Annotated in this window: 24 protein-coding genes; 6 read left to right on the top strand and 18 right to left on the bottom strand. The window is 66.1% G+C overall.

The annotated features are described in order from the left end of the window. The 8 genes from AC0IYU_RS19435 to dksA form a co-directional block, all read right to left on the bottom strand. A complete protein-coding gene (locus AC0IYU_RS19435) occupies positions 1-1749 on the bottom strand; it encodes a peptidoglycan D,D-transpeptidase FtsI family protein (RefSeq protein ID WP_472120210.1) in 1749 nt (582 codons plus the stop codon). Then, entirely contained in the window at positions 1746-2111 is a 366-nt protein-coding gene (gene ftsL, locus AC0IYU_RS19430) for a cell division protein FtsL (RefSeq protein ID WP_472120208.1), read from the bottom strand. Before ftsL ends, AC0IYU_RS19435 begins: the two co-directional genes overlap by 4 nt. 2 nt (positions 2112-2113) lie before the next feature. Beyond that, positions 2114-3037 carry a 16S rRNA (cytosine(1402)-N(4))-methyltransferase RsmH gene (rsmH, locus tag AC0IYU_RS19425; RefSeq protein ID WP_435438055.1) on the bottom strand — a complete coding sequence of 308 codons (924 nt, stop codon included), beginning with the start codon at positions 3035-3037 and terminating at the stop codon, positions 2114-2116. Positions 3038-3045: 8 nt separating this feature from the next. Next, complete coding sequence (gene mraZ / locus AC0IYU_RS19420) at positions 3046-3474, bottom strand: division/cell wall cluster transcriptional repressor MraZ (RefSeq protein ID WP_013539433.1); 429 nt, start codon at positions 3472-3474, stop codon at positions 3046-3048. Positions 3475-3747: 273 nt separating this feature from the next. Beyond that, a complete protein-coding gene (gene hslU, locus AC0IYU_RS19415) occupies positions 3748-5076 on the bottom strand; it encodes an ATP-dependent protease ATPase subunit HslU (RefSeq protein ID WP_472120206.1) in 1329 nt (442 codons plus the stop codon). A gap of 2 nt (positions 5077-5078) precedes the next feature. Further along, entirely contained in the window at positions 5079-5624 is a 546-nt protein-coding gene (hslV, locus tag AC0IYU_RS19410; protein WP_042578379.1) for an ATP-dependent protease subunit HslV, read from the bottom strand. A gap of 58 nt (positions 5625-5682) precedes the next feature. Further along, entirely contained in the window at positions 5683-7377 is a 1695-nt protein-coding gene (locus AC0IYU_RS19405) for an STAS domain-containing protein (RefSeq protein WP_472120205.1), read from the bottom strand. Between the two features lie 46 nt (positions 7378-7423). Further along, entirely contained in the window at positions 7424-8281 is an 858-nt protein-coding gene (gene dksA, locus AC0IYU_RS19400; protein WP_472120445.1) for an RNA polymerase-binding protein DksA, read from the bottom strand. 511 nt (positions 8282-8792) lie between these two features. On the opposite strand from dksA, the gene AC0IYU_RS19395 reads away from it, so the two are divergent. Beyond that, a complete protein-coding gene (locus tag AC0IYU_RS19395) occupies positions 8793-10298 on the top strand; it encodes a YdgA family protein (RefSeq protein ID WP_472120203.1) in 1506 nt (501 codons plus the stop codon). 146 nt (positions 10299-10444) lie between these two features. Here AC0IYU_RS19395 and AC0IYU_RS19390 read toward each other — a convergent pair whose 3' ends face one another. The 6 genes from AC0IYU_RS19390 to dapF form a co-directional block, all read right to left on the bottom strand. Then, positions 10445-11503: a CobW family GTP-binding protein gene (locus AC0IYU_RS19390; RefSeq protein ID WP_435486234.1), complete on the bottom strand. Its 1059-nt coding sequence runs from the start codon at positions 11501-11503 to the stop codon at positions 10445-10447. Positions 11504-11621: 118 nt separating this feature from the next. After that, the gene (locus AC0IYU_RS19385) at positions 11622-12854 is read right to left on the bottom strand and encodes a class I SAM-dependent rRNA methyltransferase (RefSeq protein WP_472120201.1); all 1233 of its coding nucleotides are present in this window, start codon (positions 12852-12854) and stop codon (positions 11622-11624) included. A gap of 6 nt (positions 12855-12860) precedes the next feature. Next, the gene (locus AC0IYU_RS19380) at positions 12861-13859 is read right to left on the bottom strand and encodes a tyrosine recombinase XerC (RefSeq protein ID WP_472120199.1); all 999 of its coding nucleotides are present in this window, start codon (positions 13857-13859) and stop codon (positions 12861-12863) included. Continuing rightward, entirely contained in the window at positions 13834-14469 is a 636-nt protein-coding gene (locus AC0IYU_RS19375) for a YdcF family protein (protein ID WP_472120198.1), read from the bottom strand. The genes AC0IYU_RS19380 and AC0IYU_RS19375 overlap by 26 nt, the downstream gene beginning before the upstream one ends. Next, positions 14466-15167 carry a DUF484 family protein gene (locus tag AC0IYU_RS19370; RefSeq protein WP_472120196.1) on the bottom strand — a complete coding sequence of 234 codons (702 nt, stop codon included), beginning with the start codon at positions 15165-15167 and terminating at the stop codon, positions 14466-14468. Before AC0IYU_RS19370 ends, AC0IYU_RS19375 begins: the two co-directional genes overlap by 4 nt. Then, complete coding sequence (gene dapF / locus AC0IYU_RS19365) at positions 15164-16039, bottom strand: diaminopimelate epimerase (protein ID WP_472120194.1); 876 nt, start codon at positions 16037-16039, stop codon at positions 15164-15166. The genes AC0IYU_RS19370 and dapF overlap by 4 nt, the downstream gene beginning before the upstream one ends. Before the next feature lie 72 nt (positions 16040-16111). Between dapF and AC0IYU_RS19360 the strand changes: the two genes are divergently transcribed. Then, positions 16112-17512 carry a HEAT repeat domain-containing protein gene (locus AC0IYU_RS19360; RefSeq protein WP_472120192.1) on the top strand — a complete coding sequence of 467 codons (1401 nt, stop codon included), beginning with the start codon at positions 16112-16114 and terminating at the stop codon, positions 17510-17512. Positions 17513-17686: 174 nt separating this feature from the next. On the opposite strand, the gene AC0IYU_RS19355 is transcribed toward AC0IYU_RS19360, so the two are convergent. The 3 genes from AC0IYU_RS19355 to AC0IYU_RS19345 form a co-directional block, all read right to left on the bottom strand. Further along, complete coding sequence (locus AC0IYU_RS19355) at positions 17687-18436, bottom strand: anti-sigma factor (protein WP_472120190.1); 750 nt, start codon at positions 18434-18436, stop codon at positions 17687-17689. After that, on the bottom strand, positions 18433-18957 hold the full coding sequence (locus tag AC0IYU_RS19350) for a sigma-70 family RNA polymerase sigma factor (RefSeq protein WP_435486459.1): 525 nt from the start codon (positions 18955-18957) through the stop codon (positions 18433-18435). Before AC0IYU_RS19350 ends, AC0IYU_RS19355 begins: the two co-directional genes overlap by 4 nt. A 114-nt stretch (positions 18958-19071) precedes the next feature. Then, the gene (locus AC0IYU_RS19345) at positions 19072-19629 is read right to left on the bottom strand and encodes a DUF3455 domain-containing protein (RefSeq protein WP_472120188.1); all 558 of its coding nucleotides are present in this window, start codon (positions 19627-19629) and stop codon (positions 19072-19074) included. A gap of 341 nt (positions 19630-19970) precedes the next feature. Between AC0IYU_RS19345 and AC0IYU_RS19340 the strand changes: the two genes are divergently transcribed. Next, entirely contained in the window at positions 19971-20318 is a 348-nt protein-coding gene (locus AC0IYU_RS19340; RefSeq protein ID WP_472120186.1) for a hypothetical protein, read from the top strand. Positions 20319-20326: 8 nt separating this feature from the next. Here the strand turns inward: AC0IYU_RS19340 and AC0IYU_RS19335 are convergent, their stop codons facing one another. Beyond that, a complete protein-coding gene (locus AC0IYU_RS19335; protein WP_472120184.1) occupies positions 20327-20641 on the bottom strand; it encodes a hypothetical protein in 315 nt (104 codons plus the stop codon). 506 nt (positions 20642-21147) lie between these two features. Between AC0IYU_RS19335 and AC0IYU_RS19330 the strand changes: the two genes are divergently transcribed. The 3 genes from AC0IYU_RS19330 to AC0IYU_RS19320 all read left to right on the top strand — a co-directional run bounded on the left by AC0IYU_RS19330 (position 21148) and on the right by AC0IYU_RS19320 (position 23975). Beyond that, entirely contained in the window at positions 21148-21552 is a 405-nt protein-coding gene (locus AC0IYU_RS19330; protein ID WP_472120182.1) for a DUF3010 family protein, read from the top strand. A 1-nt stretch (position 21553) separates the two neighbouring features. Next, complete coding sequence (locus AC0IYU_RS19325; RefSeq protein WP_472120180.1) at positions 21554-22633, top strand: protein kinase domain-containing protein; 1080 nt, start codon at positions 21554-21556, stop codon at positions 22631-22633. A gap of 139 nt (positions 22634-22772) precedes the next feature. Beyond that, on the top strand, positions 22773-23975 hold the full coding sequence (locus tag AC0IYU_RS19320; RefSeq protein ID WP_472120178.1) for an MFS transporter: 1203 nt from the start codon (positions 22773-22775) through the stop codon (positions 23973-23975). The last annotated feature ends 22 nt before the right edge of the window (positions 23976-23997 follow it).

Below are 23997 nucleotides of genomic sequence, written 5' to 3'. Positions count from 1 at the left end.
TCAGAAGCTCTCGTCGACGCCCTGCGTCATCACCAGCGGTTTGACCGCCAGGTCGGGCGGTACGTTCATCATGCGCAGCGTCTGCTGCACGACTTCGCTGAACACGGGCGCCGCGGCCACGCCGCCGAAATACTGGCCGTCGCTGGGCTCGTCGATCATCACGGCCACGATGATTCGCGGCTTCTCGATGGGTGCCATGCCGGTGAACCAGGCACGGTACTTGTTGCTGGCGTAGCCCTTGCCGACCTGCTTGTGCGCCGTGCCCGACTTGCCGCCGACCGAATAGCCGACGGTCTGGGCGCGCGTGCCGGTGCCGCCCGGGCCGGCAGCCATCTGCAGCATCTTGCGCACGGCCAGTGCGTTGGAGGGCGAGAACACCCGCACGCCGACCGGCGCCTCGGTGTTCTTCAGGATGGTCACCGGAATGAGCGAGCCGTCGTGCGCGAACGAGGTGTACGAATGCGCCATCTGGAACAGCGACGCCGACAGGCCGTAGCCGTAGGCCATGGTGGCCTGCTCGACCGGCTTCCAGGTCTTCCACGGGCGCAGCCGGCCGGTGACGGCGCCGGGAAACTGGATCTGCGGCTTCTGGCCATAGCCCAGCGCGGTGTAGGTGTCCCACATCTCGTGCGGGGTCATCTTCTGCGCGATCTTGAGCGCGCCGACGTTGCTCGACTTCTGGATCACGCCCTCGACCGTCAGCGTGCCGTAGTTGTGCGTGTCGCTGATGGTGAAGCCGCCGATCTGGAAGCGGCCCGGGCCGGTTTCGATCAGCGTCTGCGGCTTCACGCGGCCGGCTTCGAGCGCCATCGCCACGGTGATGGGCTTCATGGTCGAGCCGGGCTCGAAGGTGTCGGTGAGCGCGCGGTTGCGCAACTGCTCGCCGGTGAGGTTCTGGCGCTTGTCCGGCACGTAGCTCGGGTAGTTGGCCAGCGCCAGCACCTCGCCGGTGGTGCTGTCGAGCACCACCACGCTGCCGGCCTTGGCCTTGCGCGCCGTCACGGCGTCGCGCAGCTTCTGGTAGGCGAAGAACTGCACCTTGCTGTCCACGCTCAGCTGGATGTCCTGGCCGTCGAGCGGCGGCACGGTGTCGCCCACGCCTTCGACCACGCGGCCCAGGCGGTCCTTGATGACGCGGCGCGAGCCGGCCTTGCCGGCCAGCTCCTTGTTGAACGCGAGCTCGATGCCTTCCTGGCCGTTGTCTTCCACGCTGGTGAAGCCCACCACGTGCGCGGCGGCCTCGCCCTCGGGGTACTGGCGCTTGTATTCGCGGCGCTGGTAGATGCCCTTGATGTTCAGCGCGGCAATCTGCTTGGCGATGGGCTCGTCGACCTGGCGCTTCACCCAGACGAAGGTCTTGTCCTCGTCCTGCAGCTTCTTGTCGAAGTCCTTCTGCGGCATCTCGAGCAGCTTGGCGACCTGCTTGAGCTTGGCGCGCACCTCGGGGTCGTCGCGCTCGATGTCTTCAGGAATGGCCCAGATGCTGGGCGCCACCACGCTGGACGCGAGGATGAGGCCGTTGCGGTCGAGGATGCGGCCGCGGTTGGCCGGCAGCTCCAGCGTGCGCGCGAAGCGCACTTCGCCCTGGCGCTGGAAGAAGCTGTTGTTGAACACCTGCACGTAGGCGGCACGCCCCGCCAGCATGACGAAGCCGAGCGCGATGCCCGCCACGATGAACTTGCTGCGCCACACCGGCGTCTTGCTCGCAAGCAAGGGGCTGGTGGTGTAGCGCACGCTGCGGCGGCTCATCGCGGGGTCCTCGCTGCGGCGACAGGCTTGGCCGCAGGCTTCGCACCCATGGCGGCGGGCACCGCCGGCGCCACCGGGGCCACGGCCGGAATCACCGAGCCGTCCGGGCGCACGTACTGCGTGATGGCCGGCGAGGTGGTGCGCATCTGCAGCTGCTCCTTGGCGAGCTTTTCCACGCGCAGCGGCGTGGCCTGGGCGCGCTTCTCGACCTGCAGGCGGTCATGGTCCAGCTCCAGGCGGCGGGCTTCCTGCTGCACGCGGTCCAGCTCGGTGTAGAGCTGGCGCGACTGGTACTGCGTGTGCACGAGGTACAGCGCCGTCGCAACGACGGCCAACAGCAGGAGCAGGTTGATGCGGGCCATGGTCAGCTGGCCTCGGTACGTTCGGCCACGCGAAGAATGGCACTGCGCGAACGCGGGTTGCCGCGCACTTCGTCGTCGGACGGCTTGATGCGCTCCAGCGCATTGAGCTTCATCACCTTCGGCGCGGCAAAGGGCGCGCGGCGGTCGTAGACCTCCTTGGAGTGCTTGGCGATGAACTGCTTCACGATGCGGTCTTCCAGCGAGTGGAAGCTGATCACCGCGAGCCGCCCGCCGGGCTTGAGCACCGAGAGGCTCGCCTCTAGCGCCTGTTGCAGCTCTTCAAGCTCGGCGTTGATGAAAATCCGAAAAGCCTGAAATGTGCGCGTTGCAGGGTTCTGGCCCTGCTCGCGGGTTTTGACCGTGCCAGCCACGAGCTCGGCCAGTTCGGTGGTGGTTGAAATTGGGCCCCGTTCTTGTCGGCGAGCAACAATCGCCTTTGCAACCTGAACAGCAAACCGTTCTTCGCCATAGTCACGGATCACCTCTGCAATCTGCTGAAGTTCGGCTGTTGCCAGCCACTCGGCCACGCTCTCGCCGCGCGTGGTGTCCATGCGCATGTCGAGCGGGCCGTCGAAACGAAAACTGAAACCGCGCACCGGGTTGTCGATCTGCGGCGAACTCACGCCCAGGTCCATCAGCAAGCCGTCGACGCTTGCATCGGGCAGCTCACCGAGCGAGCGGAATCCCTGGTGCCGGATGGAAAAACGCGCATCGGAGATGCGCGCTGCTTCGGCCACTGCTTCCGCATCCTTGTCGAATGCGATCAGCCTGCCTTCCGGCGCCAGCCTGGAGAGGATGGCGCGCGCGTGACCTCCCCGGCCGAAGGTGGCATCCACATAGGTGCCGGGGGCTGCCGTGCTGCCTGAAAGAAGGGCTTCCACCGCTTCGTTCAGCAAGACGGTCGTATGGGTCCATGGAGTGTTCACGTGAGTCCTCAGAACGCGAAGTCCTGAAACACATCCGGCATCTCGCCCTGGGTGGCCTCGGCCTCCTTGGCCTCGTACGTGGCCTTGTCCCAGAGTTCGAAGTGGTTGCCCATGCCCAGCAGCAGCGTGTCGCGTGCGATGCCGGTGGCGGCGCGCAGTTCGGGCGAGACCAAGATGCGGCCGGTGCCGTCCATCTCGACGTCCATGGCATTGCCCAGGAAGACGCGCTTCCACCACTGCGCCGACATCGGCAGCGCGGCGATGCGCTCGCGGAATTTTTCCCATTCGGGACGGGGGAACACCATCAGGCATCCGTGCGGATGCTTGGTGATCGTGAGCTGGCCGCCTGCCGTGGCGCTCAGGACGTCGCGATGCCGGGTCGGCACTGAGAGCCGCCCCTTGGCATCCAGACTGAGCGATGAAGCGCCTTGAAACACGACCACGAAACCCCTGTGGTGGGAGGTGCTGCAGCACCCGAAGGGGGCACTACCCGCACTTTTTCCCACTTAACTGCACTTTTTTGCACTGTAGCAGGAAACACTTAGGAAGCAACTGGCCGTCGGTGGTATTTTTTGTAATGGAATCAACGACTTAGCGCCGATTCCAAAACCTTGGAATCGGCGAATTTCGTTGCAAATGAAAGACTTAGCTCACGCACTGAAAGTGATGCGTGAAGCATTGCCGCCGTTACAGGGGCAGAAGAAGCGACTTCAGAGGATGAAGCGCGAAAGGTCTTCGTCGTGACTTAGTGCCGCAAGGCGCTGGTCGACGTAGGCGGCATCGATGCGGATCGATTGGCCTTCGAGGCGGGTCGCGTCGAAGCTTACCTCATCCAGCAGGCGCTCCATGACGGTCGACAGGCGGCGCGCACCGATGTTCTCCGTGCGCTCGTTCACCTCGTAAGCGATGGTGGCCAGGCGGTTCACGCCGTCGGGCGTGAACTCGAGCGTCACACCCTCGGTGGCCAGCAGCGCCTGGTACTGCTTCACGAGCGACGCACGCGTCTGCGTGAGGATGCTCTCGAAGTCGGCCACCGACAACGACTGCAACTCGACGCGAATCGGCATGCGGCCCTGCAGCTCGGGAATCAGGTCGCTCGGCTTGCTCAGGTGGAACGCGCCGCTCGCGATGAACAGCATGTGATCGGTGCGCACCACGCCGTACTTGGTGGTGACTGCGGTGCCCTCCACCAGCGGCAGCAAGTCGCGCTGCACGCCCTGGCGCGACACGTCGGAGCCCTGCGCATCGCTGCGCGTGGCCACCTTGTCGATCTCGTCGATGAAGACGATGCCGTTCTGCTCGGCGTTGGTGATGGCCTGCGCGCGGATCTCGTCCTCGTTGATCAGCTTGCCCGCTTCCTCGTCGATCAGCAGGCGCATCGCCTCGGCGATCTTGAGCTTGCGCGTCTTGCGCTTGCCGCCGCCCATTTGCCCGAACATGCCGCGCAGCTGCTCGGTCATTTCTTCCATGCCGGCCGGGCCCATGATTTCCAGCGGCGTTCGCGTCTCGGCCAGGTCGAGTTCGATTTCCTTGTCGTCGAGCTGGTGCTCGCGCAGCTTCTTGCGAAAGGCCTGGCGCGTGGGATTGGGGCCGTCCAGCGCGGGCGTGGCGCCGTCGGCACCGCGCGCCGGAGGCAGCAGCACGTCGAGGATGCGTTCCTCGGCCGCGTCCTCGGCACGCGCACGAACCTTGATGCTTTCGGACTCGCGCGTCTGCTTGACGGCGATTTCGGCCAGGTCGCGAATGATCGAATCGACGTCCTTGCCCACGTAGCCCACCTCGGTGAACTTGGTGGCCTCGACCTTGATGAAGGGCGCGTCCGCCAGGCGTGCCAGGCGGCGCGCAATTTCGGTCTTGCCCACACCCGTGGGGCCGATCATGAGGATGTTCTTGGGCGTGATCTCATGCCGCAGCTTCTCGTCGACCTGCTGGCGGCGCCAGCGGTTGCGCAGGGCGATGGCCACGGCGCGCTTGGCGGCCGGCTGCCCGACGATGTGGTTGTCGAGCTCGGAGACGATTTCCTGGGGGGTCATGGACATGGTCAGAGCGCTTCCACCGTGTGGTTCATGTTCGTGTAAATGCAGATTTCTCCGGCGATCGCCAGCGATTTGCGCACGATCTGCTCGGCCGAAAGGTCGGTGTTGTCGATCAGCGCCTTGGCCGCCGACTGCGCATAGGCGCCACCCGAGCCGATGGCGATCACGCCGTCTTCGGGTTCCAGCACGTCGCCGTTGCCGGTGATGATGAGCGAGGTGGTCGCGTCGGCCACGGCCAGCATGGCCTCGAGCTTGCGCAGCACGCGGTCGGTGCGCCAGTCCTTGGTGAGTTCGACCGCGGCGCGGGTCAGGTGACCCTGGTGCTTTTCAAGCTTGGCCTCGAAACGCTCGAAGAGCGTGAAGGCGTCGGCCGTGGCGCCGGCAAAGCCGGCGAGCACCTTGCCGTGATACAGGCGGCGCACTTTGCGCGCCGTGCCCTTGATGACGATATTGCCGAGAGTGACCTGCCCGTCCCCGCCAATGGCGACCTGATCGCCTTGGGGGGTCTTGCGGCGCACGCTCACGATGGTGGTGCCGTGAAACTGTTCCATCGAAGCCATCTGGGGATGGCGACAGGCAATGCAACCCGCGCAAGGGCGGGCCGGGGCCTTAGTTTTTTCTAACCGCCACCGTCGCGTGATCGGCAATGCCTACCAGGTTGAACAGCGCGGCAATCAGGCGGTGGGCGTCCACGAACTGCACCCGCTCGCCGTTGGCGTCGCGTGCGCGCACCCACGCCAGCAGGGTGCCGGCGGCCGCCAGGTCCATGCGCAGCAGCGCGGCGCAGGAAATGACCGGCGCGGCGGTGTGCCGCAGGTCGTGGTCCAGCCGCTGCCAGCTCGACAGCGATTCACCCCGCAAGTCGCCCGCCAGCGCGGCAAAGCCGGTGTCGGTGGACGGAAAGCTCTCCGAATCTCCGCCGACCGACAGCAGCGACCACACCGAGCTGTGCCGGTTCGCCGGCGGCGCGGCCAGCGCGGTGCATTCGCCGCGCGGGTCCTGCCACGACGGCGGCGACACCTCGTAGGTGATGCAGTAGTTCAGCGCCACCAGCTCGAAGTCGTCGGGCAGGTGCATCAGCCGCAGCGCGGCCAGGTGCAGTTGCCACCACACGTCGTCGGTGCCGCGCTGGTTGTTGGGCGCCGCCTCGGACAGCACGGCCAGCAGCTGCGGCGAACCCATGAAGCGCAGCTGCACCGGGGAATCGGCCCAGTGGTTGAACAGCACGCGCAGCGGCGCGGCCGCTTCGATCTCGATGCCGGCCAGCCCGCGCCAGTCGAGCGTCCAGACCGAGCCCGCCTTCGACAGCGCGCGCGTGAGCTCCACCAAGCCGTCGCGCGCCAGGCGCGCCGGGCTGGCCCAGTCGGCGTGCGCGCCGCCCTCGGCGGAGGCCTCGGCCGCTTCTTCGCTGGCCGTGACCGCCTTGACGCTGCGGGCCAGATCCTCGAGCGAGACCCAATCGGGGCCCATGCGCCGCATGCGCTGGGCGTAGCGCATGCGGGCGGCCGCGAACTTGGCGGCGTCGCCCGTGGCGCGGTAAAGATCGAACAGCGCGCGCCAGCGGTCGTCGTCGAGGTCGGCCGCGGGGCCGTGCCCGGCCTCATCGGGCGGTGCGCTGTCGGAGGCCAGGGCCTGCAGCAGGATGGCTTCGGCGCCCGTGTCGTCGCCATGCGCGAAACGGATCACCGCCTCCTCGAGCGCGCCGTCGTGCGCGAGGTGCGACGAGGTCAGGGGCATGTCGGCAGGCACCGACACCTGCGCGTCGACGTGGGGCTGGGCGGCGGGAGGCGGGACGGCAGACTGCGCCATGGGCGCGGCGGCAGCCGCCGGCCGCCGGAGCTCCTCCCCTGCAGGCTCGTCGTCGTGCACGGGCGGCAGCGTCTCGGCGCCGGCGTCCGGCGGCGGGCTGACCAGGGGTTCGCCGTTCGGCCCGCGCCCCTTCCACCACTGCTGCGACATCTGCTCTTCGATCTCGTCGATCTTCTTGAGCGTGAGCGCGCGGCCTTCGAGCTTCTCGGAGGAACTGTTGACGTTGAACGACGACGGCGTGACCGTCGCATCGGAGGCGTGGGAGGCGGCCTCGCGCTGGCGCAGCTTGCGCAGCATGTCGAACTCGCGCCGGCGCACGAAGTCGTTGCGCTGGCGCCGCTCGATCATTTCCTTCAGCATCTCGCGGCTGTAGGTCTGGTCGGGCAGCGAAGAATCGGACGCGGCCGGCGCGTCGAGCTCCGACCAATCCTTCAGGGGATTGCGAACAAACTTGGCCACCTTGGAAAAAAGGCGACCCGATTCTTCCTTGGCCATGCGGTGAAGACGATCGAGCGGAAAAGTGTCCTGGCTTCGTTCCCGGTCAGTCCCCGAACATCTTCTGCTTGAGCTCGCGGCGCTGCTGCGCTTCGAGCGACAGCGTGGCCGTGGGGCGTGCCAGCAGGCGGCCCACGCCGATGGGTTCGCCGGTTTCGTCGCAGTAGCCGTAGTCGCCCGCGTCGATGCGCTGGATCGACTGCTCGATCTTCTTCAGCAGCTTGCGTTCGCGGTCGCGCGTGCGCAGCTCGAGGGCGTGCTCTTCCTCGATGGTGGCGCGGTCGGCCGGGTCGGGCACGACCACGGTGTCTTCACGCAGGTGCTCGGTGGTCTCGCCGGCGTTCTCGAGGATGCCGCGCTTGAGCTCGACGAGCTTCAGGCGGAAGAACGCCATCTGCTTTTCGTTCATGTACTCGTCGTCCGGCATGGCGATGACTTCGGCATCGATCAGCTCGGCGGCGGTCTTGGTCTTCCAGTTGTTGGCCAGCTTCGGGTCCTTCTTCACGGCCAGGGGCGGCGGCGGCACCAGCGCGGTGGAAGGTGCCTGCGAGAAGCTGGACTTGGCGGCGGTCGATGCCACGGACTGCGGCATCGAGGGAACGGTCAATTGCGACAGCCGGGACACGCGGCCACCACGCGCGGGAGCGGGCGTGGCGGTTTGAGCGGGCATCGAGGGTGTCGCCGGGGCGGAAGTGGAGGCGGCAGCCGTTTTTTTCATGGGACTCTGGGGGGCAGAAGGAACGGCAGCAGGGCGGCCGACAGGTTTGGATGACGATGGACCCGCGCCTGCGGTCTTGGTTGCAGCAGTGGCAGGCTTGACGGACTTCTTCGCAGCGGTCTCGGCCTTGGCCGGTGGTGCTGCGGGCTTTTTGGAGGCGCTTTTCTCGTTCGCGGTGGAGTCGATTGCAGCAGCGGAAACCTTTTTTGCCGCAGGTACAGCCTGCTTCGCAGCCGGCGCCTTCTTGGTGGCGGGCTTGGTTGCTGGCGTGGCCTTGGCGGCGGGTTTCTTCACGGTGACTGGCTCCTTTGACGAACTGGAACGCGCTTTCACTGGGTGTCTCCTCCCATGGAGACCCTGCGGCCTTCAGGCCGCGCGGTGTCTCCGTTGTCGGGTGCTCGCCAGTGACGAACCCCGGGGTTATACCCCCGAAAGCCCGCCAGAAACGTGCGGAGCCCCGTGCCACAAGTCACATCTCTTCCATGTGGACGAGGCGTGGCTGGCGGAACAGGCGCGCGATTGTATAGAGAACTCGCCGACACGCGCGCTGTCCGTGCCCGCCGGTCGGCGCCGCCGGCAACTCCGTTAGCATCGCGCGGCGTTGTCGGGGGGACAACGCAGGCCCGCGCCCTGCCCTGGTTTGCCCATTCGGCAGTGGGGGCTTATCCCATCATTCGACATAAAAGAGAGAAGAACCTTGAGCAAGAAAGCAGTTTTGGGCGTCCTGGCCGCAGCCATCGTGGTGGCCTACGGCGGCAGCACCTGGTACGCCGGGTCGCAGGTCAAGTCGCGCTACGACAGCGCCTTCGCAGAGCTGCCCAAGCAGACCGCGCTGGTGCGCGTGATCGAGCGCCAGTACGAGCGCGGCTTTCTCGGCGCCGTCAGCACCGTGACCCTGGAGATCGGCTGCGCGGCCGATGCAACCGCAGCCACCCCCGCCACCCCGGCCAAACCGGCCGAAGGCGAGCAAGCGGACGCCGACGACGAAGAAGAAGCCGACGCCAAGCCGCCCAAGCCGCTGCGCATCACCATCCGCGACACCATCCACCACGGCCCGATCGCCGGCGGCTCGCTCGCAGCCGCCACCATCGACAGCGAACTGGTGCTCGACGCCAAGACCCAGGACGACCTGAAGAAGCTGTTCGGCGAGGCCAAGCCCCTGACCTCGCACACCAAGGTCGGCTTCGGCGGCGCCTTCACCACCGACCTGGTCGTCGCTCCCGCCAAGCTGACCGAAGAGGGCAAGGGCCAGTTCGCCTGGCAAGGCGCGCAGGCCCGCATGGAAGTGAACGCCGCGCGCACCCAGGTGCGCTACGACATGACCATGCCCGGCCTGGACTTCAGCGACGCGCGCACCGGCACCACCATGAAGATGGGCAAGCTCACCGTCAAGGCCGACATGGACAGCAGCGCCGGCTGGTTCCTGTCCACCGGCAAGACCGAGGGCAAGCTCGACACGCTGGAGCTCGTCGTCAGGAAGACCGGCGGCCCGCTGGGCGCCTCGGCCGTGCCGGCCGACACCCCGCCCAAGATCGTGACCACCGTGCTGCTGCAGGGCCTCGACCTGCTCGGCGAAGCCAGCATCAAGGACGGCCTCTACGCGTCCGGCGGCACCGTCAAGGGCACCGGCAAGATCGGCGAGACCAAGATCGACAAGTTCGAGCTGACCAGCAGCGCGCGCCGCATCCACGCCGCCACCTACAAGAAGCTGGCCGACGCCTGGATGCAGTCCAGCGCCGTCAACGGCTGCGGCAAGGGCGGCAGCAAGGCCGCGCAGGCCGCGATGCAGGCCCTGGCCGACCAGCTGGCCCCCGACCTCAAGGCCATGGCCAAGTACAGCCCTGAAGCCGGCATCGACAAGATGGTGGTCGAGATCGACGGCAAGCGCGGCGAGATCAGCTACATGGCCGGCATGGCCGGTGTGACCGACGAAGACCTGCAACTGCCCGGCACCGCCTTGCTGATGAAGCGCGGCGCGCTCAAGGCCAATGCCCGCCTGCCCATGAAGTGGCTCGAGAAGCTGGCCGAAACCGGCGCCGAGAGCGGCCAGACGCCTCCGCCCGAAATGGTGGCCGGCCTGGTCGAGCAAGGGGAGGAAAAGGGCTTCGTGAAGCGCGACGGCGACGACGTGACCGGCCAGATCGAGTTCACCGACGGCAGCCTGAAGATCAACGGCAAGCCGCTGGGCGCCCCGGGCAACTAGCGATCTCTCCCTCCCCCGCTGGGGGAGGGCCGGGGTGGGGGCACGACGGCCTCCCCGGAAAACACAGCGCCTGATCGAAGGCCTGCCTCCATCCCAACCTTCCCAACCTTCCCCCAGCGGGGGAAGGAGCAAAGCAATTCAGGGCCTCACACCAGGCACTGCTCCAGCCCCTGCTCCAGAATTTCTCGCGGCAGCTCGATGCCGATGAACACCATGCGGCTCTGGCGCGCTTCGTCCTTGCCCCATTCCGGGCCCAGGTCGCTGCCCATCAGCTGGTGCACGCCCTGGAAGATCACCTTGCGCTCGGTGCCCTTCATGCTCAGCACGCCCTTGTAGCGCAGCATGCGCGGGCCGTAGATGTTGACGATGGCGCCCAGAAAATCTTCCAGCTTGGCCGGGTCGAAGGGGCGGTCGGCCTTGTAGACGAAGCTCTTCACGTCGTCGTCGGTGTGGTGATGGTGGCCGTGGCCTTCGTGCTTGTGCGAGGGGTGGTCGCAGGCCTCGCCATGCGCGTGGTCATGGTCGTGGTGATCGTGGCCGTGGTCGTCTTCCTTCAGGAAGTCGGGGTCGATGTCCAGCTTGGCGTTCAGGTTGAAGCCGCGCAGGTCGAAGATGTCCTTCAGCGGCACGTCGCCGAAGTGCGCCTTCTGCTGCGGCGCGCGCGGGTTCATGTGCTTCAGGCGGTGGATGAGCGCCTCGGTTTCCTCGGCCGACACCAGCTCGCTCTTGCTGATGAAGATCTGGTCGGCAAAGCCCACCTGGCGGCGCGCTTCCTGGCGGTCGTTGAGCTGCTGCGGCGCGTGCTTGGCGTCCACCAGCGTCAGGATCGAGTCGAGCAGGTAGCTCTCGGCGATCTCGTCGTCCATGAAGAAGGTCTGCGCCACCGGGCCGGGGTCGGCCAGGCCCGTGGTTTCGATGACCACGCGGTCGAAGTCCAGCAGGCCCTGGCGCTTCTTGGCGGCCAGCAGCTGCAGCGCTTCGCGCAGGTCTTCGCGGATGGTGCAGCACACGCAGCCGTTGCTCATCTGCACGATCTGCTCTTTCGACTCCGTCACCAGGATGTCGCTGTCGATGTTCTCTTCGCCGAACTCGTTCTCGATGACCGCGATCTTCTGGCCGTGGGCCTCGGTCAGGATGCGCTTGAGCAGCGTGGTTTTGCCCGAGCCGAGAAAGCCGGTCAGGATGGTCGCGGGAATGAGGGCCATGGGGGGAGTGCTCCGGAAGCGGAAAACAGGAAAAGAGCCGAAAAAGGCGTGGCGGGAAGTTTAGCCAATGCCACTGAGTTGCGTTGGCGAAGGGGTCAAGGAAGTGTCAGACCCTGTGTCAGAGCGGCTTCCTGACCACCACCAGCCCCTTCAGGTACTCGCCCTCGGGGAACTCGATGGTCATCGGATGGTCGGGCGCAGCGCCCAGGCGCTCGCTGATGTAGCCGTCCACCCCCGCGTCCAGCCCCGCCGAGGCCACGATCTTGTGGAACAGGTCGGCGCCGATGCCGCCCGAGCACGAGAAGGTCAGCAGCACGCCGCCCGGCTCCAGGATCTTCAGCGCCAGGCGGTTGATGTCCTTGTAGGCCCGCGCGGCACGCTCGGCGTGCGCCACGGTGGGCGCGAACTTGGGCGGGTCGAGCACGATGGCGTCGAAGGTGCGGCCCTGGTCGACGAACTCGCGCAGCAGGGTGTTGACGTTGGCGTCGAGAAACTCCGTCTTCACGCCCGAACCCTCGCCGCCGAAGCCGTTGAGCGCGACGTTGGCGCGCGCCAGGTTCAGCGCCGGCAGCGACGAATCGACCGACACCAGCTCGGCCCCGTCGAGCGCGCCCGCGGCCTTGAGCCCGGCCAGCGCCGCCACGGTGAAGCCGCCCGTGTAGCAAAAGCAGTTCAGCACGCGCTTGAAGCGCCGGTGCTTCGCCAGTTCGGCAAAGCGCTGGCGGCTGTCGCGCTGGTCGAGGTAGAAGCCGGTCTTGTGGCCGGTCGCGATGTTCAGCCCCAGCTGCCAGTCGTGCTCGCGAATGGTGATCTCGGTGGCGCCCTCCCCGCGCAGCCAGCCCGTGACGGGCTTGAGCCCTTCGCGCTCGCGCCCGCTGGCGTCGGAGCGCTCATAGAGCCTGGTGAGGCCCGTGGCGGCGAGCAGCGCATCGGCCAGCACGTCCTTCCAGCGCTCCACGCCGGCCGAGAGAAACTGCGCCACCAGCACCCCGTCAGGTCCGCTGCCGTAGCGGTCCACGATCAGCCCCGGCAGGCCGTCGGCCTCGCCGTGGACGATGCGCACACCGTCGCTCTGCAGGTCGAACAGGCTCCGGGCCCTTACCGCGCGCACGCACACCGACGCCAGAAACGCCGCGTCGATGCGCTGCGTTTCGACAAAGCTCCACGCCCGCGCGCGGATCTTCGATTCGGCGCTGAACGCGGCCCAGGCCAGGAAGGCGCCCTCGTGCGATTCCACGCGCACCGTTTCGCCGGAGTCGGCGCCGCCGCGCGCAATGGCCGATTCGAAGACCCAGGGATGTCGGCGCAGGAGCGAGCGCTCCTTGCCGGGTTTGAGGCGAAGGGTTTTCATGGGTTCTTACTTGTCTTTGTCTTCGCGGGATTTCGCCCGCGGATGGGCCTGGTCATAGACCTTGGCCAGGTGCTGGAAGTCCAGCCGTGTGTAGATCTGCGTGGTCGCGATGCTCGCGTGCCCCAGCAGCTCCTGCACCGCGCGCAGGTCGCTGCTCGACTGCAGCACGTGGCTGGCGAACGAATGGCGCAGCATGTGCGGGTGCACCGGCGCGGCCAGGCCGGCCTTCAGGCTGCGCTCGCGCAACAGCTTCCACACCGCCTGCGACGACATGCGCACGCCCTTGGCGCTGATGAACAGGGCCGCGGCGGCCTGCGGGTCGCGCACCTGCGCCACGATGATCGCCGCGCAGTCGCCGCGCACCGCCAGCCAGTCGCGCACCGCCTCGGCCGCCTTGCTGCCCAGCGGCACGATGCGCCGCTTGCTGCCCTTGCCCAGCACGTTGGCCTCGCCCGCGTCCAGGTCGATCCAGCCGCGCGCCGTGTTGCTGGCCTGCGCGTCGAGCCCCGTGAGCTCGCTCACACGCAGGCCGCAGCCGTACAGCACCTCGACGATGGCGCCGTCGCGCGTCTCGGTCCAGGGGTCGGCCTCGGGGTCGTACAGCTCGGCCAGGCGCACCGCGTCGTCCACACCCAGCGCCTTGGGCAGCGGCCGGCCCGCCTTGGGCGCGTGCACGTCCTGCACCGGGTTGAAGCCGATCAGGCCTTCATGGCCCAGCCAGCGGTAAAAGCTGCGCCAGCACGACAGCACCAGCGCAATGCCGCGCGGCTCGCGCCCGGCGCTGTGCAGCCGGGTCATCCAGCGGCGGATGTGGGCGGTCTGCACGCGGTCCAGCGGCAGCCCGGCCTCGGCCGCGTTGTCGGTCAGCGCCTTCAAATGAAAGGCATAGAGCTCGACCGTGCGCGCCGCAAGCCGGCGCTCCACGCGCACATGCGCGAGGTACTTGTCGATCCAGCCCGAATCGGCCGGAAGCGCGGCTTCAGAAGAGGAATCCACGGAAGGCATTGTTCACGATGGCCGCCGGCTCGCGCAACGCGCCCTTCGACAACGGCCCCAGCGCGTTCCAGCACGAGGTGGGCGCCGCCGCGTACTGCACATTGAAGCTGCGGTCGAAACCGCTCATCTTCACCAGCCGCTGCACGCGCCACAGGTGGAAGGGCTCCGACACGATCACCACGCTGCGCACCCCGGCCACCTGCAGCAGCGGGAGCGACAGCGACAGGTTCTGCCGCGTCGAGGTGGACGCGGGCTCCAGCAGCATCGGCCCGGCAAAGCCCTGCGCCGCGGCGCGCTCCTGCATCACCTTGGCCTCGATGCGGCCGTCTTCGGAATCCACCCCGCCCGTGAAGGCGAGCTGCTTGACGACACCGGCCTTGGCCAGCGCCACCGCCGTATCGACCCGGCCCGACAGGCAGGGGTGCGGCTTGCCGTCCAGATAAGCGCGGCTGCCCAGCACCAGCGCCGCGTCGGCCGCTCGCTGCGGCGGGTTGGCCAAGCGTTCTTCGGCCTGCCACCACACGAAGGCCCCGATGGCGGCGTACGCCAGCACCCCGCCCAGCAGCACGCCAGCCAGCAAGACCTGCAAGCGGCGCCGCAACCCGCGCGGACGGTTCAAGGACGCAGCCGCGACAGTCCGCCCGAGGCCAGCTCGGCGATGCGCTCCAGAAAGTCGGTGCCCATCTCGGCGTTGAAGCGCTGCGCGTCGGGCGACGCCAGCACCAGCATGCCGAAGGCCGGCGACCCGGCGTCGGCACGCAGCGGAATCAGCGCGATCGACTGGGCCGACTTGGGCTCGGGCAGCCAGTCGGCCGCCTCGAAGCCCGAGTTCAAACCGCAGTAGGGGGAGGTCAGCGAAGTGGCCAGCGCCTTCACGTCGTCGCTCACCCACTGGGCATAGGCTTCGTTGAGGTATTCGCTGCTGCAGTCCCACACCTTGATGGCCGTCTGCGGCACCAGGAACAGCGACTGCAGGTCGACCGCGATGCGGTACGGCAGGCTGCGCGGGTCGCGCGTGGTCAGCAGGCCCTTGGTCCAGCGCTGCAGGCGGTCGGCAATGACCACGTTCTCGGTGCCGTGGCGCACCATATCCATCAGGCGATGCTCCAGCGCCTTGATCTTCTCGCGCAGCATCTCGGCCTGGCGCTCCTGCAGGCTCACGGCGCGGTTGCCGTGCGGGCTGGTGAGCTGCACCTGCGCCAGCAGTTGGGCGTGGCGCTCGAAGAAGTCGGGGGTGTTCGCCAGGTAGTTGGCGATGTCGTCCTCGGTGATCGGGTTCATGGCGTTGGCGTCGTTGTTATTGGAGGAGGAAGTCATGTCAAGTCGGGAACCTCGATGTCGCCTTCGAAAACCGTGGTGGCCGGGCCCGTCATCAGCACCGGCTGACCCTCGCCCTGCCACTCGATCGTGAGAATGCCGCCGTGCGTCTGCACGTCGACCCTGCGGTCCAGCAGGCCGAGCCGGATGCCCGCCACCACCGCCGCGCAGGCGCCCGTGCCGCAGGCCAGCGTTTCGCCGGCGCCGCGCTCGAACACCCGCAGCCGGACATGCGTGCGGTCCACCACCTGCATGAAGCCCGCGTTCACCCGCTGCGGAAAACGCGGGTGGTGCTCGATGAGCGGGCCCTGCTCGGCCACCGGGGCGGTGTCGACGTTGTCGACCACCTGCACCGCGTGCGGGTTGCCCATCGACAGCACCGCTACCGAAACGATAGCGCTGCTCGCATGTGTACCAAGGGCAAGGTGCCACTTTTCCCATGAACCGTCGGGCTGCGCATCGAGCCCGGCCGCATCGAAGGGCACGCGCGCGGGCTCGAACACCGGCGCGCCCATGTCGACCGTCACGCGGCCGTCGGCGCCCATGCGCGGGGCGATGACGCCGGCCAGCGTCTGCACGCGCACTTCGCTTTTGTCGGTGAGCTTGTGTTCGCTGACGAAGCGCATGAAGCAGCGCGCGCCGTTGCCGCACTGCTCCACCTCGCCGCCGTCGGCGTTGTGAATGACGTATTGGAAGTCGATGCCTTCCGCGGGCGATGGCCTCACGGTAAGGATCTGGTCGGCGCCGACGCCGAAATGGCGGTCGGCCAGAAAGCGGTATTGCGCGGCGCTGAGGCCCAGCGTGCCGCGTGTTTCGTCCAGCACGACGAAATCGTTGCCGGCGCCCTGCATCTTGGTAAAGCGGATTCGCATCTCGGGATTATCGCCACCGGCACCGCCCTTTACGATCGCAGGCCCAAACGAGACCCCGAGGGAGAGGCCTGCATGAACCACTGGAAAGCGCTGGAACCGTTGATCGTCGAGGACGCCCTGCGCGCACTGCGCGAGCTGATGGCGCAGAACCCCGACGACCGGTTCTACGTGGCCGCCTTCCATGGTGTGTACCGCGAGTGCGACGGCGTCATCACCCTGCCCTCGCTGGGCGCCAACGCGGTATCGGCGCGCGAGAACGAAGACCAGTCTTCCGACGACTTCTGGGACGCCGACTGGAACCCCGCCGACTGGGCGCACGAGCTGGTCGATTTTGAAAGCGACGCGCTCCAGCAAGCCGCCGACGCCGCAGACAAGGCCGCCCGCCAAGGCTCGCGCGCCGACTGGCTGCAGGCCGAGAAAGACTGCTTCGACATGCTGGTGTCCGCCTCGCAAAAGGTGCGCGAAGCCCTCGGCGACGCGCCCCAGCTCACGCCCGATTTCGTCATGTTCGTGAACGACGAGGAATACGCCACCGCCCTGGCCCGGCGCTGCCTCGGCGATGCGAGCTTCGAGCGCATCTTCAAGAAAGACGCCCGCGACGACCGCGAACGCGCCCGGGTTGCCGCGCTGCCCGTCGCCGAGCGCGTCGAGTTCCTGGTCGCCCGCCTGGACCGCGAAGTCGGCGCCATCGGCTCCGAAGAAGCCAGAAAGCAGCTGGCCGCCATCGGCGCGCCCGCCGTGCCCGCACTGCTCGCGCGCATGGGCGACGGCAAGGGCAAGGGCAAGAGCAAACGCGGTTGGGACAGCGCCCTGCTGCTGGGCGCCATCGGCGTGGCCACGCCCGAAGTGCTGGACGCGCTGAAGACGCAAATGGCGAAATCACGCGATGAACCCGCTCGCGCGTGGGCCGCGCGGGCGCTGGCGTACCTGGGGCAGAGCGACTGGCTGTTGGCGCAACTGGCGCAACAGCCACAGCGCGCAGACAGCCTGCCGGACGCCGCCAAGGTCGCCGTCGAAGGCCTGTGCGCGCCCTACTCGTCGTTTCGCGACCCCACGCCGCTGCCGCTGGACTACGGGCCGCTGCAGGCCTTGCTCGAGGGCCCGCCCGCCACGGTCGCCCTGGCGCTCGACATCCTCAGCCCCGGCAGCGGCTACTGCGCCATGCGCGCAGGCGAGGTCGACGAGGTGTTGCGCGGGCTCGCGTCGCCGCACGCCTTCATGCGCCGGCACGCGGCCAACCTGTGCTGGGAGCGTGGTGCGGGCAGCGCCATCGGCCAGCGCGTGCTGCCCGTGCTGGCCGAGCGCCTGCTGAAGGACGACGACGCCGACGTGCGATGGACGGCCGCCATGGCCATCGGCGAATGGAAAGCCGAAGGCTTGCCCTGGCATGCGGCGGTGGCACATGCTGCGCAGCACGACACCGACGAGCGCGTGCGCACGGCCGCGCAGTCGGTGCCGAAGGGCGAGGACTAAGCCGCCAGAGCGAGCGCGCCCCGCCAGCCACGGACCCGAGGTTTTTCTCCCTCCCCTCCCGGGGGAGGGCTGGGGTGGGGGCAAGCGGCGTACCCACCAGGCGCTCTGCCTGCCCCCATCCCGGCCTTCCCCCAGAGGGGGAAGGAGCAAGGCAAATGCAAACGCGTCGCCCGGCTACAGCACCTTCACCGCACGCCCGATGAACTGGATCGGCCCGGTCGGCCGGTCGGTCGGCGAGCCGTTCTCGGGCTCCAGCGTCAGCTCGAACAGCTGGTTGGGTTCCAGTGGCGGGAGCTTGTCGATGGGAATGCGCAGCGTCTGGCCCTGCTGCTTCACCAGGCCCAGCGACACCGGGCCGCGCCACTGGTCGGCCTTGGTCCAGAACTGCAGCGTCCTCTGCGGCGGCACCTCGAAGGTGCCCAGCGGCACCAGGCTCAGCTGGCGTGACGAACTGGTCTGGATCACCCAGCCGGGCGCCTTGTCCTGCGGGGCGACCAGCACCACCATGTACTGCGGCGAAGGCAGCGGGCGCGTGACCATCACGGCCACCATCAGCGCGGCGGCGGCAAAACCGCCAGCGGCCAGGCCGCGCCACAGGTTCAGGTTGTTCCACCAGTTGGCGAGGCCCGACGGGCGCGCCGGTGCGACTTTGGGTGCCGTAGCGCTGCTTGCCACGGGCCCTAGGCTCTGCTCGATGCGCGACCACAGCGCGGGCGACGGCTCGGCCGGCGGCGCTAGCGCGGTCAGCGGCAGCAGGCGTGCTTCCCAGGCCTGCACGGCGTCGCGCAGCACGGGCTCTGTGCGCATGCGGGCATCGACCGCGGCACGGGCACTGGCCGACAGCGTGCCCAGCACGTACTCGCCCGCCAATGCGTCGATGTCTTCGAAATCTTGGCTGATGCCGTTGCCAGGGGTCGTGCTCATGCCATGCACTCCCGCAGCGTGCGCATGCCGCGCTGGATCCACGACTTGACCGTGCCCAGCGGCGTCTGCAGCCGCTCGGCAATCTCGCCGTGCGAGCAGCCTTCCACGTAGGCATACAGGATGCAGTCGCGCCGCGCCGGCTCCAGCCCGCCCAGGCAGCCTTCGAGCTTGCCCAGGTCGGCGCGCAGCTCGAACGGGTCGGCCGACGAGGCGTAGGCCGCCAGCGCGGCCTGGTCGTCGATGACCTCCGCCGCCTCTTCGCTCACATGCACCTGGCGCGCGCCGCTGCGCACCATGTTCAGCGCGGCGTTGCGCACCACGCTGTAGATCCAGCCGCGGCCTTCGCCGCGGGCAGGGTTGAAGCTTTCGGCGCGCTGCCAGATGCTGAGAAAGGCGTCGTGCAGCACGTCTTCGGCCTGCTGGCGCTGGCGCACGATGCGCAGCGCCACGCCCATCAGGTAGCGGCCCTCGCGCTGGTACAGCTGCTGCAGGGCCTGGCGGTCGCCGCGGGCGCAGGCCATGAGAGCGGCGTCGTAGTCGAAGGGTTCTGCGGCGGGCAAGGTCGGCGGCGGGGGGGTGGGCAAGGCCCCGATGGTAGTCGGACCCGGCGCCCCCGCCGCACATTCACCCCCGGATCAGGACGCCTTCCAGAAGATGTAGTCGGCCTGGTACTGCACGACCTGCTTCTGGCCCTTGGTGGCCGGGGTGCAGGGCATGGCCGCCGGAGCCACGCCGCCTTGCAGGGCCACGCGCTGGATGTAGGTCACGCCGGTCATGGCGCCCGAGCCCACGGCGGGGTTGGCCTTGACGAGCTGGAACGGCAGGCTGGTCGGGCCCGACGGCGCAACGGCCAGCTGGGTGGCCGTCAGCTTGGAGCCGTCCATCGATTCCCAGGTAGCGGGCGGGCCGTAGTACTTGCCGACCTGCTTGCCGCTGCGGTCCATGAGCTTGGCGTCGGGCCCGACGAACACCCATTCGGTCTGGCCGGGGGCGTTGGCCTTGTCGCGGCATTCGTAGGTGATGTCGCCCTTGCCGACGGTTTCCATGGCGACCTTGTTGCCGGCCGGCACCTGGATGGTGGGCGGCAGGCTCGACTGGTTGAACGTGGGGGCCATCGACATCGAGCCACAGGCCGTCAGGAAAGCTGCGGCGGAAACGGCGCCGAGCACGGCGATCGAACGGGTGGTGTGCATGGAAATACTCCTGAGGTTGTAGAGGGTCAGCAGCTCCTCGCTGCTGTAGGGTCTACACACCGGATGCTTGTTTGGATGCAGCCTGGTTGAAAAAACTTCTGCTGTTTTTTGTCCGCTGTTGTTCGGGGCGGGTGCACAGGCCGCCGGGTACTCCCCTCCGCGAATGTCCCCCGGCCTTCGGCCTCCTCCTTTATTTCGCTGCGGGGAGCACCCGACGCCCTGCGCACTGGGGCACGCGGCTGGTGTGCGGGGGGTGCGGGGGGCTCGGCGGCAGAATTCAACGCCGCACGTTGCTACAGCCTCTTGGGGCAACCGGGCAGCGACTTGAACGCGGAATCAATATGAAGAACGTCGAAAGAATAGTCCTCCACTCGCTTCGCGGCTACCAACCCGAGCTCGATGCACTCGTTGCGGGCTGGATTCGCGAAGGGGTGAAGTACGTCGGCGTTGTCGGGGTGGAGGCGTCCCGGATCGAGGACGTCATCGATGACCTATGCGTCGGCGACGGATCGGCTCCCTACTTCATGCTCACTGCATCGCACGGTCCCGATGAGAGCTTCGACGATGCGATGTTTCTGGCGCATCAGATCACCGAAGAGTTCGGGACAGGCGTGCGTGTTGTCGAGCTTGAGTCGTGCAGCGCGCTCGCAAGCTGGGTAGCAAGGCCGCCGGGCGGCCCGGCAACCTGAACGTCACGTCACGGCGTGCAGCTTTTGAGTTGCAGCGCTGTGCGCAAGGCGGACGCCGCCGCGTTGACGGCGCCGATGCGGCTGGTCAGCGCTTCGTTGAGCAGGCGCAGTAAGGCGCTCAGCTCGGTGCGTGTGGTGGCGAGCTCTTCACTGTCGTTGACGGCGCTGGTGTCCACCAGCTTTTCAAGAGCGGCGTAGGCGCACATGACGTCGTTGAGGCTGTCAGCGTCGTCGCAGGTTTGAAGGGCGAGATCGTCGAGGTCGGATGACGGGGACGTGGGACGGGCGCCGGGTTGCGCGGGGGCGGATGCAGATTCAGCCATGAGAGGCCTTTCAGAACTTCGGTTTTGCAACAACCGCCGCACCCGCTTCCAAACGGTGGCGGCAGCTCGAACGGGTTGGAAGACCGGGAAGCTCTGACGAGAACCGGCAAGGCTTGCGCCTTCCCGTTCGAGCCGCCAAAAACTGGAGGCGCAAACAGAAAAGCCGCAGGCCATGTGCGGTGACTGCGGCTTTCGACGCAGAACTTCGACGGGCTTCCAAACCCGGCCACGCTTTTTTTGCGTGGCCGGACAGTATATCTATGCGAATCGCTCTACCGCCCTATGCCGCCGGTGAGACGCGACCAACCGTTCAAAAACTTTAGGCACGGCCTGCCTCACAGCAGTTTCGATACCAGCCTCGACCAATGGCTAGACCAGTGACGCTCACACATCGCTTCCAGATTTAAAGCAAGCAACTCTTAATGGTTTCCTCGATAGACAGAAAAAGCGATCCATGTAACCATCTGTTGGGAGGATTTTGAGGAACAGATTTACAGAGGATCAACATGCGAGTAATTGGAATAGAATTTTCCGCCAGCAATTTGTACTATGTCTTAATAGAGCTACAAGAAGGAAGTGCGATAGCAATCCTTCAGTCAAATAAACTAATGCTAGGGGAAACGCGATCGCGCGACGCCTTGGTTTCTTTTCAAAGCGCGGTCTCGGCTCTTTTTAATTCCGCACAACCCAGACTTATTGGAATCAAAGCAAAGCCAGAATCGGGTCAAATGCGCGCAGGAGCTGCGTCATTGAAAATGGAAGGAATTGTTCTTTCGAACTCTCCTTGTCCAGTCGATTTTGTCTCAGGCGCAAGAGTAAATGGATGTGATGTGGAAGATAAAGCTCTACGCGCATATTTACAACCCGCCTTGAAAACCGCGCACTCAGCTCTGGCCAAGTTTTTAAAGTGAAATGGCAAACGTACCCCCAGTAGTTCAGGCGGCTCTGGATGATCTGTCCACTCACTACGAAAACTTCGAATCCAACGATCGCGGAGCAAATGGCTACTTATTTTTTGCCGAAAATAAAATTACCAAATCTGCCATCGCTATCAAGTTCTATGCAGGAGAGCCGGGAGCCGCCCGTCACGACGAGCCAGCACAACTCAGCGCCATTAGATCAAAAAATGTCCTTCCGATTTTGGATGCGAGAAACGTTTCAGACGAATGGGGTTACTTTATTACGCCTCGCTGCTTTGAAGGTGATTTAGACGACCTGATAGCTGAACTACCTCCCGCTCATGAAGCGATTGATGTTGCGCTAGGAATATGCAACGGCGTAAGCGCGATTCACGCGGTTAAAATGCTGCACCGAGATTTGAAACCGGGAAACATCGTCTTACTCAATAAAAATCCACAAATAGCAGATTTTGGAAGCGTAAGAATTCTTGAGGCAGGCGACGATACGGTCAATGCTTCAAGGCATAGCATTTTATTTCGCCCTCCTGAATCTTTTGCTAGTTCAAAATACAGCATGAAAGGCGATTTGTATCAAATTGGGCTAGTGACCTTCCAAATGCTTGGAGGCAGCCTGCCTTATAACGGCGAAGACTATCTTTCCCCAAAGCAAATAAAACAATACAAGGACTTAACGGATATTGTTGATAGATCGATTTTTATCGACGAAGCGTTAAAAGATAGAATTATCAAGGGCGATTTAGTTGATTTTAAAACCTTGCCGCCTTGGATCGGCGGCGGCGCAAAGCGCGCATTGCGAACCATCTTGAATCCAGACCCCGCCTCGCGAGTTTCAACAATTGCGGATGTCGCAGCAGCTTTAACTCAAATACGCGCATCGATATCTAACTGGCAATGGGACGGCGATACAGCTCGACTATCAATGATTGATCGGACGATAGAGATTCGTCAAAATGATGATGGAAATGACTTATGCATTGCATATGTCTCAGCCAAAGAAGGCGCGCCGTTTCGAAAAGCGACCGGGTGTAAGGCTGCGCCGTTATCCGAGCTAGTAGAAAAATTTTCAACCTGAATGTTCCTTCACTGGTGTGGACCGATTAGGCACAAGATCAACTAAGCATTGACTTCAGAGCAACTATCTTCTGCACTATCCCCCCTTAATCCGCAAAGGTAACCGCTACACACTCCTCCCATCCCAAGAAGGAGTGCCCATGCCAATCGCCTTACTAGCGCTGACCCTCAGCGCCTTCGCCATCGGGACGACCGAGTTCGTCATCGTTGGCCTCATCCCCACCGTCGCTGCCGACCTCGGCATCGGCCTTCCCTCGGCCGGCCTGCTGGTCAGCCTCTACGCGCTGGGCGTCGCCATTGGCGCGCCGGTGCTCACCGCCCTCACGGGCAAGCTGCCGCGCAAGGCGCTGCTGCTCGGGCTGATGGCGCTGTTCACGGTCGGCAACCTGCTGGCATGGAAGGCGCCCAGCTATGAATCGCTGGTGGCCGCCCGCGTGCTCACGGGCCTGGCGCACGGCGTGTTCTTCTCCATCGGCTCGACCATCGCCACCGGCCTGGTGCCCAAGGAAAAGGCCGCGAGCGCCATCGCAATCATGTTCACCGGCCTCACGGTGGCGCTGGTCACGGGGGTGCCGCTGGGCACCTTCATCGGGCAGCACTTCGGCTGGCGCGAGACCTTCCTGGCCGTGTCGGCGCTGGGCGTGGTGGCGTTCATCGGCAGCTGGATCTTTGTGCCCTCCAACATCCGCCACACGCCGCCGGCCTCGCTGGCGCAGCAAGCTAAGGTGCTGGCCGAGCCGCGCCTGCTGCTGGTGTATGCCAAGACGGCCATCGGCTACGGCGGCTCGTTCATTCCGTTCACGTTCCTGGCGCCCATCCTCACCGACGTGTCGGGCTTCAGCGCCGGCGCCGTGGGCTGGGTGATGCTGGTGTACGGTGTGTCGGTGGCGGTGGGCAACATCTGGGGCGGCAAGCTGGCCGACAGGCTGGGCCCCGTGCCGGCGCTGAAGATCATCTTCGCGCTGCTGGCCGCGGTGCTGCTGCTCTTCAACTTCGCGGCGCCGCACAAGTGGCTGGCATTGGTGGCGGTGCTGATGTGGGGCGCGGTGGCCTTCGGCAACGTGCCAGGCCTGCAGGTGTACGTGGTGAAGCAGGCCGAGCGCTTCACGCCGCAGGCGGTGGACGTGGCCTCGGGCCTGAACATCGCAGCCTTCAACCTGGGCATTGCCCTCGCGGCCTGGGCCGGCGGCCTGATCGTGACGCACCTGGGCCTGATGCACACCCCCTGGATCGGCGCGCTGGTGGTGCTGGTGTCGCTGGGCCTCACCTACTGGAGCGGCGCGCTCGACCGCCGGGCCGGCATTCCGGTGCGGGCCTCGGGGCCGGTGCCGGTCGGGCACTGAGCCGCCGCTCTGCTTTTTTTCC

This window comes from Variovorax sp. AC103 (assembly GCF_979254005.1).
Note: the sequence above shows the minus strand (reverse complement) of the source record. Positions and strands in the feature narration are given on the sequence as shown.